Source organism: Thiobacillus sp. (genome assembly GCF_013693775.1).
GTDB lineage: Bacteria > Pseudomonadota > Gammaproteobacteria > Burkholderiales > Thiobacillaceae > Thiobacillus.
Genome location: NZ_CP059257.1, coordinates 754389 through 768215, shown reverse-complemented (window position 1 = coordinate 768215; position 13827 = coordinate 754389). Strand labels below are relative to the sequence as shown.

Here is a 13827-nt window from a genome sequence, read left to right as displayed (position 1 = left end):
TCTGGAGCGTGGGACAGGAATCCCTGGAGCCCATTTGCGCGGCGCTCACCTTCGCCTACCAGGCCACGGCGCGGAAGGCCCGACCCTGGAAATATTTGCGCAGTATTCATGCCAGCCACCGCCAAACCCAAGCGCTACAACCCCCGCCACCCCGAACGCACTCTGCTCTACCAAACCGTGGCCGAGCACTACGAGAGCTGGCTGGAGCTGGCTTGCGAGGGTCAATTTGAGGGCCAGGGCGACCACCACAGCCCCAGGCCCTACGTGCGCAAAGCGTTCGAGAAATATCTGGAGTGCGGCATCTTCGCCCACGGCTTTGCCCGCGCCCGCTGCGACGACTGCGGACACGACTTCCTGGTCGCCTTCTCGTGCAAAGGCAGGGGTGTCTGCCCCTCATGCAACACCCGGCGCATGGCTGAGACGGCGGCACACCTCACCGACCATGTGTTTCCCCGCCTGCCGGTGCGCCAGTGGGTGCTGTCGGTGCCCAAACGGCTGCGGTACTACATGCAGCGAGAGGGCCCGGTGCTGGGCATGGTGCTGCGCATCTTCCTACGCGTCATCGCGCAAACGCTGCAAGCCAACAGCCCTGGTGCGGCCAATGTGGACAAGGCAGCACTGCACATAGGCGCAGTCGCCTTCATCCACCGCTTTGGCTCCAGTCTGAACGAGCATGTGCACTTCCATGTCTGCGCAGTCGATGGCGTGTTTGAGGAAGTGGCGGGCGAGGAGGTCGATGCTGCTGATGCAGCTTCTCAAAGCTCACCATCGCGCATCATCTTCCACCCCGCCACCGGCGTGACTGCGGATGCCGTGGGTCAGGTGCAGGCCAGCTTACGCAAACGCATCCTGCGCGCCTTTGTCGGACGGGGCCTGCTGGAGAGTTTCGAGGCCCAAGAGATGCTGGGCTACAAGCACAGCGGGTTTTCGGTGGACACCAGCGTGTGCATAGCGGCGCACGACCGCGCCGGGCTGGAGCGGCTGCTGCGCTACTGCGCCCGCCCGCCGTTTGCCATGGAGCGGCTGCGCAAAGCGGGCAGCGAGCTGGTCTACCGCTGCGCCAAGCAGCACAGCGAGCCCGGCAGCCTGCCTCACAACAAGCGCGGCGTAAAGGCCGATGAGATCACCCTCACCCCGCTGGAGCTGATTGAACGTATCGCCAAGCTGGTGCCCCCGCCGCGCACGCACCGCCACCGCTACTTTGGCGTGCTGGCACCGAACTCACCCTTGAGGCCTGCCGTCACGGCGCTGGCGCGTGATGCAGCGGTGAAACCGGCGCAGGTGCAAGCCGAGCCAGCCAGCACGGCTGCAGGCGAGGGCGCACTTGGGGTAAGAAGCCCACTGCCAACCCAGACCGAGCCCGCCCAGCCGGTGCCACCCAAGCGCCCGGCGCACTATTTGTGGGCGGTGCTGATGGCCCGTATCTACGAGGTGTTCCCGCTGCTGTGCCCCATCTGCGGCGGGCAAATGCACATCATCGCCTTCATCACACACAGTGCCGATATCCGCCAAATACTGGAGCACATCGGGGTGGAGACGGAGCCGCCGCACATCACCCCGGCACGCGGGCCGCCACTGTGGGACGAGTGCGACGCGCAAGCCGCAGAGGGCGTGGAGCCAGCCCCAGACTGGGATGAAGCGACCCAACCGGCCCCGGACTTCGAGGTCGATCAGCGCGTCAGTTGGTAGGGTGGCAACAGCGGTTAACAGTGGTTTTGCCAACGTTGCGAGGCAGCGCTGCGCCTGTCACCGCCAAAAACGGGTCATACCGAAAAATCTCGGGCAACTGGCTTTGAGAAATCAACCCAGCAGTCCCCTGTGTGCATGCCTGAGACGCCCCAAACGTGTGCTATACTTGTGCTCATGCGGTTGGATTTCCTATCCCCGACCGGCAGCTTGCTGATCAAAACGCCTGAAACGCCACGACTGAATATTGGAGAATCCGAATGACCCGCGACCATGATCGAAATACACCCGATAGAATGAACCTGCCATCCAAACGTGTGCTATACTTGTGCTCATGCGGTTGGATTTCCTATCCCCGACCGGCAGCTTGCTGATCAAAACGCCTGAAACGCCACGACTGAATATTGGAGAATCCGAATGACCCGCGACCATGATCGAAATACACCCGATAGAATGAACCTGCCATCCAAACGTGTGCTATACTTGTGCTCATGCGGTTGGATTTCCTATCCCCGTCAACAACATGAGGACTAGCAGATGCAGTTGAAACAAAGAACATCCGTCCTACGTCGAAATCTAATGTTCATCGGAGCATCGGCGCTGGTTGGAGTACTCATGGGGCCGACTATGGCTGTGGGCGATGATACGTTCACCGTTAAGAGGATGTCCGTGGAGATAGCCCGTGACATAGCCCAGAGCGCTCGAGGCATGCCGCGAAACCGGCTATCAAGTTGCGGCGGTGGTGGTCGATCGGAATGGCGATCCAGTGGCGATCCTGCGTGACGTATTCGCCCCGCGCATAATGATCGAAATCGCTATGCGGACTGCTAATACAGTTGTCATGTCAGGGGTAGACTCCGGCGAATTCGTACGTAATGCGAAGGACCTGGCCGAGAAACTTGATCACATTGGTATCACACTCTCAGAAGCGGGCGCTGTACGCATCGAAGCCGCTGACGGCAGCTTTCTCGGCGCGGCCAGTGTTAGTGGTGCACCAACCGGGGAAGATGATGAAAGGTGTGTACGTAAGGCATTGAAGGCAGTTGAGGAACGCCTGATGTTTGACGACATGTGACAGCAACTACTCGTTACCGTTCGGTGCTAACCGAGAGGTGTTGGACGAAGCGGGTCTGTCGGAGAAGCAAATCGAGCTGCTGCTCAAGCGTGGAGTGATCCGCCAAGCATCGACTGGTGGCAACGAATAACGGTTATGGCCGAAATTGCGGGAGGTATGGCTAGAAGTCTCGACAGGTTCCAGGTCTGCGCAGTTGGTCCGTCGTTAATCTTTCGCTAATTCCTGCGCAACGCGGTGCCATGCGCAGCCCACCTATGTTTGTAGCCCGCTTGGCGATGGGCGGGTTGAGTTCTTTATCCAGGAGGCAATTTTGAACAAGATGTATCCCAGTGCTGCCGAGGCGCTTCGAGGCGTCGTGGCCGACAACCAGCTATTGGCAGTAGGCGGCTTCGGCTTATGCGGCGTCCCCGAACTGCTCATTGATGCGCTGCGTGACGAGTTATTGTCAAATCTGGTGTATGGGCATCAAGCCGCGTTCCTGTCTGATTGATCCTGTACTTGCTCGCCGTCCTTGAACTTCACGTTGTTGACCACGAGGGCCAGCAGATCAAATCCCTTGATCCGTTTCCAGCGCTTCTGCGCGGTTTCCAGTAGCTTGTAGACCATCGCCAGCGTGGTCTCTCGGGAGCCGCAGTTCCGCGCTCTCTTGCTTCTCAGGCGCACCGTCGAAAACGTCGATTCGATCGGATTGGTCGTCCGGATATGGATCCAGTGTTCTGCCGGGAAGTCGTAGAAGGCCAGCAGCTCCTCACGATCCTTGCGCAGCCGTTCCATGGCGCCGGGATACTTCGACTCGAAGCGAACCAGAGTCCGGTCAAAGGCCTTGTGTGCGTCAGCCCGCGTCTCGGCCATCCAGATCTCATGCAGCGCCGCCTTGACTTTCGGTTGCACCGACTTTGGCAGCGCGGACAGGATGTTCGCCGTCTTGTGCACCCAGCAGCGCTGATGGCGGGTGTCCGGATAGCACTTGGCCAGTGCTTTCCAGAAGCCCAAAGCGCCGTCGCCGATGGCCAGCTTCGGGCTGGTCGTCAGGCCCCGGGCCCGCAGTCCCGACAGCAGTTCTGACCAGCTGGCCTCCGACTCTCGGTAGCCGTCCTCAACCGCAACCAGCTCCTTGCGCCCATGCTCCGTCACGCCGATGATCACCAGCAGGCAGAGGCGGTCATCCATGCGCACGTTGCTGTATACGCCGTCGGCCCACCAGTACACGTAGCGGCTTTGGCTCAAATCTCGCTGACACCACTCCCGGTGCTCATCGATCCAGTGCTGCTTCAAGCGACTGATGGTGTTGGCCGACAAGCCCCTGGCCTGATCACCCAGCAACGCGGCCAGTGCCTCTTGGTAATCGCCGGTGCTCACACCCTTCAGGTACAGCCAGGGAAGCACTTCCTCCACACTCCGGGCTCGCTTCAGGTACGGCGGCAGCAAGGTGCTGTTGAAGCGAACCCCGGAACCACTCCGATCCCGTACTTTCGGCACCTTGATGTCGACATTGCCGATGCCGGTCTGGACAGTACGCTCAGGCAAATAGCCATTGCGCACGACGGCCTGACGGCCATCCGGGAGCCGGTGCTCGGCATGCTGATCCAGAAGCGCCTGAAGCTCGGCCTCGACGGCCTGTGCGATCAGCTCCCGTGCCCCAGTCCGCAGCAGCTCGGTCAGCGGATCAATAACGTCTTTTTCTGGTTGTGGAAGAGTCTTCAGGGTAGACTTGGCCATGGCGTATCACCTTCTGTTGGTTGTTGATCTGGCGTGATCAATCAACAGGATACGCCATCCTTTCTACCTTCCCGTACACCAGAAATGACCATAACTCGTCGCGCCGGGGTGAAGTCTGAGCATATTTTTTACGACAAGTTTATCGACGCATCGCATATGCAGGGTGGGCGCGTTTAATTGTTTCGAATGTTCTGAGTCAGTTCAAACGGCACATCAGTGCCAGTCGGGGATATAGGTGAATTCCCTGATTCAACTACAGGCTCGTACCAATAGACGGGCCATCATCGTCAGCGCGTTAATGGTGTAGGGATTTCATTCGCGTTCTACGTGAAATTACGTGGGATCCCGGCATGGGATTTCGTGCGCGTCATAATCGGCTTACGGCCGAATTCCCATTCGAGCTGCAATCATTAAACATCAAAAATTTGGGATTTTATTTTTGGTTTAAGTGAACTTTGATTAATTTTTTAAGGAAGGGTGGTAATCCATGAAAACAAAAACTACATGCAGTTTAAAGAAAAGCTCGATGTTAGGGTGGACTTACAGTACAGCTTCTACTTTTGCGAGTGTCGCGTCTGCTGCGATTATTTGTTTTCCGATGAGCGNNCACACGCCTTCGATATCGACGCGGGGATTTTGTCGCCCCCCGGGTACAAATCTGGCTTTACTATATTTTCAACATTCAACTCGAGATTCGCTTTATGCGAATGGCAACAAATTGCCAGGTAATAATAAGCTCGATGCTGATATCGCAATTCTGCGCGGAGTTCATTGGTTTAAACTCGGCGATTATACGGCGTTGAACCAGGTCATCCTACCGTTTGGCNACCTTGAGGGAAAAGGCAGCGCGAGCGGACTGGGTAAGTCCGATGGGGCTGCTGATTTAATCCTGTCTCAAGGAATTTGGCTTAAATCAGCAGACAGAAAAGGGACTAACTGGGGCGTTGCACACTTCCTCTTCGTTCCTACGGGAAGTTACGATAAAAACAGCGCCCTCAATCTGGGCGAAAATCGCTGGAAATGGACGTTGCAAACTGGATTGGCACAAGGGCTTACCGAAAATCTGAGTTTGGATCTTACCGCCGATGTGACTNTTTTCGGGAATAACAATCAGGCCAATGCGACAAATGGCACCTTGAGCCAAGATCGGTATTACCAAACTCAAGCCCACTTACGTTACAACATTACAGACGGATTTCACCTTTTGGGAAGTTTGTCGTATGAATGGGGCGGGGAAAGGGAGATCAATGGTGTAAGTCAAAATGATGAGCAGAAGAAGTCAAAATTTTCTGTTGGTGCCGGCTACTGGGTTACACCAAGCATTCAGTTGCTAGCGGTCTATGGCCAGGACATTCACGTCGAAAATGGCTTTAAGGAAGATTCCCGCGTTAACTTGCGTATGGTAAAAGCGTTCTGAGAAGCTCTAAGGCTTCAAATTACACATTCGTTGCTTTTGTGAGAAAACTATCGTGCTGTGACTGCATCTATCGTAAGGATATAGGTATGCGGTATGCAATTAGGCAACTAAACTAAATAGGAGGTTACTCAAATGGCAGGCTCGGTTATTCCATTCTCGTTGCACGGTACTGGAACTGGTGTTTTGTGTTCTGTCTCTTTTCAGGGTTCTAAGCATGTCTTAAATATCGAGGGCCATCCAGCCTTTGGCGGCACCGAGTCCTACCTGAGTCCTCTGGACATCGTCCTTGCCTCTCTGCTGTCTTGCACCCAAGTTACAGGGAAAATCGTCTCGACCGGCATGAAAGGCATGAAGCTTGGCGCGTGGGATGTTAAACTCACATCCAATCTAGACAACTCCGTGTTGGTCTTCGGGGAGCAAGGTGTTTCCAATTTCAGGGATGTCGAGCTCACTGTTTCAGTCGAGAATAATTTGTCAGACGGCGATTTCGAACACTTTACTAGTGAGATTGAGCGACGTTGTCCTATTGCAACTCTTTTTCGGGCATCGGGTGTCAAATACAAGATGAACTGGACCAGTCTTCGCTTGCCTGAGTAAAAGCAAAAATAAAAGAGTGCAAAGCCGAGACGCGCGGCTACACAACAAGATGTACTCGAAGAGAAGCTCAAGGCCGAAATCGTGTTGGGGTGTCCGAAAAAGTGGTGAGGCCATTTCGGATATCGGCTTTGCGAGATGACCCAGCGTGCAGTACAAGAGCGTTCCGTGTCAGCTAGACATGCTACCGGTATGTGCCCAAGGNNTTGCACCACATCTGGGGGTGTGGTTGGAACCACAAGCGCGTGGTGTCAGATCTAACGCGAGTTCGATTGAACTTGAGAATCAAACCACTGGAANGACTGGACAGGCAGTCGCCAGCACAGTTGATCGTGCCGACCCGCGCCAACCGAGTATGGCCGATGAACCTCATATGCGATCAACTTGCCGACGGACGTNCAATATTTCGTGTGCTAAACGTGGTCGACGACTTCAACCATGAAGCGCTGTGTGTTGATATCGACTTTTCGCTGTCCTCGGAGCGCGTCATCCGTGCGCTTAAACAGATCATTGGCTGGCGCGCTGCCCCTGGTGCTACGGCGNACAATGGCCCGGGGTAGCTGAGCACGGCGATCGTCGAGTGGGCAGGTCAATGGGGCATCAAACTCGAGTACATCCACNCGAGCAAGCCGCAACAGAATGCCTACGTCGAACGGTTCAATAGGACGGTTCGCTATGAATGGCTATCCAGTATTTACAACAGGAGAATTTACAGATGAAATCTAAGGCAACAACGGTATCAGGTGGGCTGGAGAAGCGACGCGTCGTTTCTGCACTTTGCACGGCGGGGCCAGCTCTTTCGCGTTGGGGCTGCTTGCAATACCCGTTAGCGCGGTGTTGGCGGATGGCAAGGATGGTGCTTTGTGTCAATGTGGACACGATGGGCACGCACCTAATAGGCGGTCCGACGCAAGCAATTCCTTCCACAGCGGCGACCATGCGCCTCATCAAGTAAGGGGCATAACTTGAAGCGGGATATGCATGTGGCACCCAACGACGTGCTGAGCTCTGAAGGCGTTTCTATGCGTCTAGGGATTCGCAGCCTGCCGACCGGTTCCCTATTGTCGGCCAATGGCACGATCAAAACGATCGCGAATACATTCGCCTCGGCAATGCGCTGGATTGCCTGCCTGGGTCTGCTGTCTGCGTTGNGCCTGCCGACTGCGGCGCTGGCCCACAGTAACGAATATCTGGCCACCATCAAGGGCGACCACGGCGGTTTGCTGCGCATGGCGGAGATGTATCACTTCGAATTGGTGGTGAAGGATGGCGAGGTCCAGGTATGGGTCACCGACCATGGTGATGCGCCCCAATCGACCCAGGGTGCGAACGCCAGCCTGCATTTCATCGCGGGCACGCAAACCATGACGGTGAAATTGAATCCGGCCGGCATCAACGAACTGGCAGGAAAGGATTCCCGGATCAGGCCTGCTGCCGGTACCAAGATCGTCCTGACCGTGACGATGAAGGGACAAAAACCTTTGCAGGTTCGCTATCTGCTGGGCGACTTGAAGGCGGATCACGCGGGAAAGCATTGAGCCGCGAACCTGGAATCATGATGTATCTGCGACTGCATGATGAGCTGTGCTTTCCGGTGCAGACAGGTATCGGCGGTTAGCGGGAGAGGAGAGCAGACATGCAGATGGCACAACCCAGGTATTGGTTCTCTCGGGCCGGCCAGATCGCAGGCTTGGCATTCCTGGCGGCGACCGCGGCGATGGCGCATGCGGCGACCGCTCAAACGACGGTCCCGCACAGGGACAGCCGCGACCGATTGCTTGCGACCAATGCCTGCGTGAAATGCGACCTGTCCGGGGTTGATCTGTCCGGCCTCAATCTCATGGGGGCTGATCTGTCCCAGGCTGATCTGTCCCGGGCCAATCTTGCCGGCGCCTATCTGACGGGTGCCACGCTCTATCAAGCCAAACTGACCGGGGCTAACCTGAGTGGCGCGGTTATCGGCGGGGCCAACTTGAGTGCTGCGGATATGGGCGGCGTCAACCTGACGCGGGCGGTATCGAGCCGGGCCAATCTAAACATGGCCAATCTGGCACGTGCCGATTTTTCCGGGGCCAAGCTGGAATATTCCAATATGGAAGGGGCCATCCTGACAGGCGCGAATCTGAGCCGCACCGATTTGTACGAATGACGACTGTCTTTCCCCGATCGAAGGAAGCTGTATGGACAGATCGATGCTACGCGAGCCAACCTCGACACGGCGATGCTGCCATTCGGCAAGAACGGGATTCTGACCGACACGGAAGTCAATAAAGTCGTGGATTACGTCAACATTACCCACGGACTCTAAAGCTGGCTGAATGTTACTAAAAATCAGGTAGGCGTCGGCCAGATAACTCAATTTACAGGAATAACCCTTAGTCACATGGGTGATGCTCCTAATTGTTATTTCTGGTCAACTTTGTATATTGTTGCTGTACGGTTTGATCGTTAAATTGAAGTGCTTTCATGATAAGTCCTGATAGGGTGGTAACTGTAGGGTGAGTGTTGCGAGTATCAGTGACTGCCGGGCACAATAAACCTGCTAAAAATGGAATCAGAGCGACAGAAGTGCATCGGAGAAGTTAATTTTTTTATTTAAGGGGTAATGGTCATGAAAAATAGTAGCAACAATGGTCAAAAAGCCGTAGGCATGATATCGCGTCGCGTCGCGCTAAAGACTCTCGCGGTGGGCGGGGCAATCGCCGCCGCCGGCGGGCTGCCGCTAGTTCTCGGGGCATCCGGTTCCGTCGGTTCCGCTTACGCCGGCGAACCTGGGAAAATGAAAACAGGCNGCACTCAAAAAGTTCGCTTGGCTTGGGCGGAACCTGCATCTTGCCATGCACCGATGTCGTTCGCGATCGAGAAAGGCATGTTTGCGAAACAGGGCATTGATCTCGAACTAGTTTATCTCGGCATCGTTGGTGACGATCAGATCAGGGCGATGGACACAGGAAAGGTCGATATGGCCTCCCACCTCTTGGTCGATTGGCTCGATCCAATATACAAGCAGAAGGCTGGCGTGAAGATTATCGCTGGTACGCATGATGGTTGCCAGCGTATCCTCGTTTCGAAGTCGTCGGAGATCGCGACGGTGGCGGACCTGAAAGGCAAGACGATCGCGNGTCGGGGGATCGGCGACGTTGCATACTTGGCTTTCCTGGTGACGGTGGCCAAAGCGGGGCTTGATCCCCACAATGACGTGAAATGGGTCGCGGTTCCTTACGACAAGCTGGGCGAGGCTGTTAACAGCGGCAAGGCCGACGCACTCGCCACCTTGGATTCATTGGCTTATCTGAACAAGAAGCAATTTGACATGCGAGAAGTCGCTAACACGCAGACGGGTCATTATGAAAATCGTACCTGCTGCGTTCTTGGAGTCAATAACGAGTTCCTCCGTAACAATCGTGATGTGGTACGGAAGGTAACCACCACCATTCTTGAAGCCTACGACTATACGTCTGCGATGCCGAGGGAGGTTGCGGAGTTTTATGTCAACAAATACAAACCCGGGTATTCGGCAGAGAATCTCACCTCAGTACTTGCGGCGTTGCCGCTACGGCGTCATCCGCTTGGAAAGGATCTACGGGGTGAAGTCGCAGACTCAATCGACGATATGAAGGAAGTAAAGGTTATGTCAGCCAGCGTGGATAAAGCTAAGTTCGCGGCTCAGATTACCGACAACATTATGGCCTAACCTTAATTTGGTGGGAGAGAGTTCGTCCTCTCAGGCGGGGCCTCGGCCTCGCCTGAGAGGACGGCCAATGCCGTGGCTAGCCACTCGAGTTGGTAGGAAACTCTATCTTACTTAATCAAATGGTTCATCAACCAGCGTCGCCGTCGAAACGTGTGCTTCCTCAGAGGTGTGTCGGTGGGTAGTGGATGCGAGTTATCGGATGCCGGCAATGGGGTCGGCTGACTGTAAAATATGTTTAACGGTTCGACTGGATTTGATTGTTGCCACACTATTTGAGGCACAACTGGGGCGCATAATGACAACGGAGCGGATCGCTGTGCACTTGCAAAACGTGGCGAATGTAGTATTTTTCATCGGTACGTTGTATTTCGCCATGACAAGTATCGCAATGGCACACAGTGGTCTGGAGCACGCAGAACCTGCGGTCGAAAGCCTGCTCAAACGGGCTCCGTCAGAGATCAAGCTTTTCTTCTCTGAGAAAATTGAAGGTGCGTACAGTTCTGTTCGCGTTTTGAACGGTAGCGGGCAGCGGGTAGATAATAAAGACAATCACGTTGACCGCACTAACCCTATTCTCATCAGAGCCTCGCTACGCCCGCTAAAAAGGGAATCTATACAGTGATCTGGCGTGTGCTCTCAGTCGATTCTCACGTGACTGAGGGGCGCTTCACATTCACTATACAATAATTACCGTTATTAATTTCGGCGCTCTGTGGGTACACCTTGCGGCATGCGTGTTTCTCACGGGTACCACTTTCTTGCTTTTGCTTGCGGGTAGGCCCTCTGACACTATTGCTTCTCCGTGGGAACGTCGAATTCTTTCTGCCTGCCGATGGCTATCGGTAGTAGCTGTGGCATCCGGGATCGTGTGGCTCGCTGTTCGCACAGCAGTGTTCGAGGGCCGTCCAGCAGCTGCAGTTGAGCTAAGCGCCTTGGGAAAAGCCATGTTCCATACTTGGCCTGGTCAAGTATGGATGACACGCAATGGGTTGCTTATTGTTNACTGTTTTTTTCTCCTGACTCCCTGTGATGTTACGAGATTTTCAGATTGGTTTGCGGCTCGAAGCACCGCATTTCTGCTATCTGCGACCGCTCTCGGTCTTGCGGGATCTTCCGGACATATAGCTGCCTTGCCGGACTCGCAGTGGCCTCAAAGTCTCGACATGCTACATCTGCTGGCCGTTGGTGTCTGGTTCGGAGCATTGCCGTCACTGGCATATCTGCTCCATAGCGTTAATGTCGGCCGCACCGTGCCTGACCCGTATGCTCTGCGGGCGATCCGGCGCTTTTCTCATGTTGCGCTCATCGCCGTGGTTGTCATCGCCGGGACTGGCTTCGTTTCCGCCTGGCTTCTAGGCGATAATTTTGTCGGCATAATCGGGACAACACATGGCCGCCTGCTTCTTGCGAAGATTGCAATCCTTGTTCCAGCGTTGTTGTTGGCGGCTAAGGTGCGCCAGTTGCTATGCGATCCTAAAATAGTACATGCATCGCCGCCAACAACGACCATTTCTCAAAGGATGGCGTACTACATTGCAAGTGAAGCGATGCTGCTTCTCATCTTGCTCGGATTTGCCGTGGCGATGACATTGTCGGTACCGGCGATCCATAACGATCCGATATGGCCGTTGCCCATCAGACTTTCGTTGGTCCGGCTTGAGCAGGTTTTCCTTTCTCAACTTTCGGTGCAATCGGTCATACTGCGCATTCTTGCCTTATTCACCCTGTTAGCGGCCATCCGTGTTTCGGGCCGTCGACGCCTATACTTTCTTGCCGGTTGGATGGCGTGTCTATCTGTGGCGGCAATCGTCGTCGCTTATCCGACATCATTTGTTCGTCCGCCTGTCAGCTATGATGCCCGTTCTATTGTCAAAGGAAAGGCAATCTACCAGCAAGACTGCACTCCCTGTTCCACCAGATATATTGAATCCGAAGCGTCCAAGTGGCTAACTCCCGGAGATTTGTTCTGGTTCGTAAGCAACGGATTGCCAGAGCAAGAAGGGCTATCGGATTTCGATCATCCGTTGGCGGAGACGGATCGTTGGCATGTCGTGAATTTCATGCGTGCGCAAATCAGTGCGTCCGAATCACGAACAATCGGATCTGAGATAGACTTTGAGAACCCTTGGTTGGTCGCGCCGGACTTCGCTATATCGATCGGACCGCTGACACCGCTTTCGCTGTATGACTATAAAAATAGGCGCATAGTCTTGCTGGTACTTTACAATCTGCCGGAATCCCAGGAAAGGCTGCGCTCGCTTGCCCTTAGATATGGAACGCTCTCTTCTATGGGTGTCGAGATCGTGGCGGTTTCGCGGCAGCCTATAGACAACCCTATCGCGAAACTGGGAGACGAACCTGCCATGGTATTTCCGATCGTGACAAGTGGCAATACCGAGATCAACACGACTTACGGGCTGTTTGTGCCGGGAGAATTGCATGCGGAACTGCTGATTGATCGACAGGGCTACATACGGGCAATATGGCGGAAGGATGAAATAGATACGAATGACGTGAGAGCTGTCCTAGCTCAAGTGGAACGGCTCAATCAGGAANAAACGCCCCCATTGCCTGAAGTCCATGTCCATTGATCTATTTAGTCTACTAATCCAGTAATCGGATTGCTCATGCGAACTTGGCACGTTGCGATACTTATCGGATTATCCCTGTCTATCGGCACCGCTTTCGGCTTCGCCAAATGGGGGTTATCGGTTTCGCTCCTTAGTGAGGAACTTGGGACGCTCCAGACCGAGGTCGATCGCCTGAAGCGTGAACGTGACGCGTGCCACGCGGGCGCCGGAACAAGCGAGCAGCAATGGGAAGGTTTTGGTGTCGTGCGCGCCGTTTATCCAATGTTACTGCTCATTACGCATGACGAGATTCCAGGCATGCTGCCGGCAGGAACAACAGGATTCCGCTTTGATCCAACTGACCATGACCCAATCGGTGTAGGGGATGCGATTCATTTTACTCTTCATGGTATTACTTCCCAGACTGCGGTCATTGTGGGGTGGGAAAATGGTGAGCCCTGGCGATCTCCTCCTTCGTGCCCCCTAGTTCCAGCTATCTGAGCGTGATGCGCGATGCATCCATCGCAACGTGTTGTGATCACTACAGCAAGTGCAATCAATTCGTGGGTTTTGGGGTCAAGCCTGCCGGATTTCTCGGCGCTCCTCTCGATAGTCTGAAGTCCTCTTATTCCACCCGGGTTCAGCTTGGTGAAATCTCGACCCGATTGAACAGCGCGTCACGATAGGCATTCCAGTCTTGCATTTGGTTCATGGTGCAGTCCTTCTGTATATGGAAAAGGTGAGCAGACTGTTTCGCCTCACATGGAACGGTTCGAGCCAGCAGGGTTGAAGGCTCCTTTGTAGAATCGAGCAAAGTCCTCGACGGACATGGGTTCGATCGGCAGGACTTCGAGTGCTTTCCGGTGATCGACATTGGTCGTCATCACTGCCGGGTTCTCGAAGATCGATCGGTAGTAACCGATGATCCCCTCCTCGTTCCCGCCGAAGGAAATCGTCTTGGCGCACTCTTCTGGTGGCATTGGGCGGGAGATGATCGTGTTGCCAAGCGCCTTACTGAACCGATCGGCGATCCCTGGGCCGCTCACCTTTTCCGGGCCGATGATCTCGATGA

General features: G+C 54.9%; 12 protein-coding genes and 2 pseudogenes. 12 read left to right on the top strand and 2 right to left on the bottom strand.

All coding sequences use genetic code 11. From position 1 onward, the window contains the following. The first annotated feature begins 108 nt into the window (after window positions 1–108). From HZY77_RS03825 to HZY77_RS03815, 3 genes and pseudogenes are all read left to right on the top strand, one after another. The gene (locus HZY77_RS03825) at window positions 109–1689 is read left to right on the top strand and encodes an IS91 family transposase (RefSeq protein ID WP_212628921.1); all 1581 of its coding nucleotides are present in this window, start codon (window positions 109–111) and stop codon (window positions 1687–1689) included. Window positions 1690–2425: 736 nt separating this feature from the next. After that, window positions 2426–2761, top strand: a complete 336-nt coding sequence (locus HZY77_RS03820) for a heme-binding protein (RefSeq protein WP_363154280.1) — start codon at window positions 2426–2428, stop codon at window positions 2759–2761. 307 nt (window positions 2762–3068) lie between these two features. Further along, window positions 3069–3197 (top strand): annotated as a pseudogene (locus tag HZY77_RS03815) (CoA-transferase); the annotation flags it as partial. A 29-nt stretch (window positions 3198–3226) separates the two neighbouring features. Here HZY77_RS03815 and HZY77_RS03810 read toward each other — a convergent pair. Then, window positions 3227–4480, bottom strand: a complete 1254-nt coding sequence (locus HZY77_RS03810; RefSeq protein ID WP_296816209.1) for an IS256-like element ISMaq7 family transposase — start codon at window positions 4478–4480, stop codon at window positions 3227–3229. A 487-nt stretch (window positions 4481–4967) separates the two neighbouring features. On the opposite strand from HZY77_RS03810, the gene HZY77_RS03805 reads away from it, so the two are divergent. From HZY77_RS03805 to HZY77_RS03770, 9 genes and pseudogenes are all read left to right on the top strand, one after another. Next, entirely contained in the window at window positions 4968–5897 is a 930-nt protein-coding gene (locus tag HZY77_RS03805; protein WP_296818908.1) for a transporter, read from the top strand. 132 nt (window positions 5898–6029) lie between these two features. After that, window positions 6030–6494, top strand: coding sequence for an OsmC family protein (locus tag HZY77_RS03800; RefSeq protein ID WP_296818906.1), 465 nt, complete (start codon window positions 6030–6032; stop codon window positions 6492–6494). A 557-nt stretch (window positions 6495–7051) separates the two neighbouring features. Continuing rightward, complete coding sequence (locus HZY77_RS17735) at window positions 7052–7210, top strand: integrase core domain-containing protein (protein ID WP_363154596.1); 159 nt, start codon at window positions 7052–7054, stop codon at window positions 7208–7210. A gap of 303 nt (window positions 7211–7513) precedes the next feature. Then, window positions 7514–8029 carry a hypothetical protein gene (locus HZY77_RS03795; protein WP_296818904.1) on the top strand — a complete coding sequence of 172 codons (516 nt, stop codon included), beginning with the start codon at window positions 7514–7516 and terminating at the stop codon, window positions 8027–8029. A gap of 98 nt (window positions 8030–8127) precedes the next feature. Further along, a complete protein-coding gene (locus HZY77_RS03790; protein ID WP_296818902.1) occupies window positions 8128–8640 on the top strand; it encodes a pentapeptide repeat-containing protein in 513 nt (170 codons plus the stop codon). Between the two features lie 462 nt (window positions 8641–9102). Beyond that, window positions 9103–10185, top strand: coding sequence for an ABC transporter substrate-binding protein (locus HZY77_RS03785; protein WP_296818900.1), 1083 nt, complete (start codon window positions 9103–9105; stop codon window positions 10183–10185). A 199-nt stretch (window positions 10186–10384) separates the two neighbouring features. Continuing rightward, a pseudogene (locus tag HZY77_RS03780) lies at window positions 10385–10872 on the top strand (copper resistance CopC family protein). 476 nt (window positions 10873–11348) lie between these two features. After that, a complete protein-coding gene (locus tag HZY77_RS03775; protein ID WP_296818895.1) occupies window positions 11349–12776 on the top strand; it encodes a CopD family protein in 1428 nt (475 codons plus the stop codon). 36 nt (window positions 12777–12812) lie between these two features. Then, window positions 12813–13256 (top strand): copper-binding protein, encoded by a 444-nt coding sequence (locus HZY77_RS03770; protein ID WP_296818893.1) that lies wholly within the window; start codon window positions 12813–12815, stop codon window positions 13254–13256. Between the two features lie 257 nt (window positions 13257–13513). Here HZY77_RS03770 and HZY77_RS03765 read toward each other — a convergent pair whose 3' ends face one another. Beyond that, entirely contained in the window at window positions 13514–13801 is a 288-nt protein-coding gene (locus HZY77_RS03765) for a hypothetical protein (protein ID WP_296818891.1), read from the bottom strand. Window positions 13802–13827 lie beyond the last annotated feature (26 nt).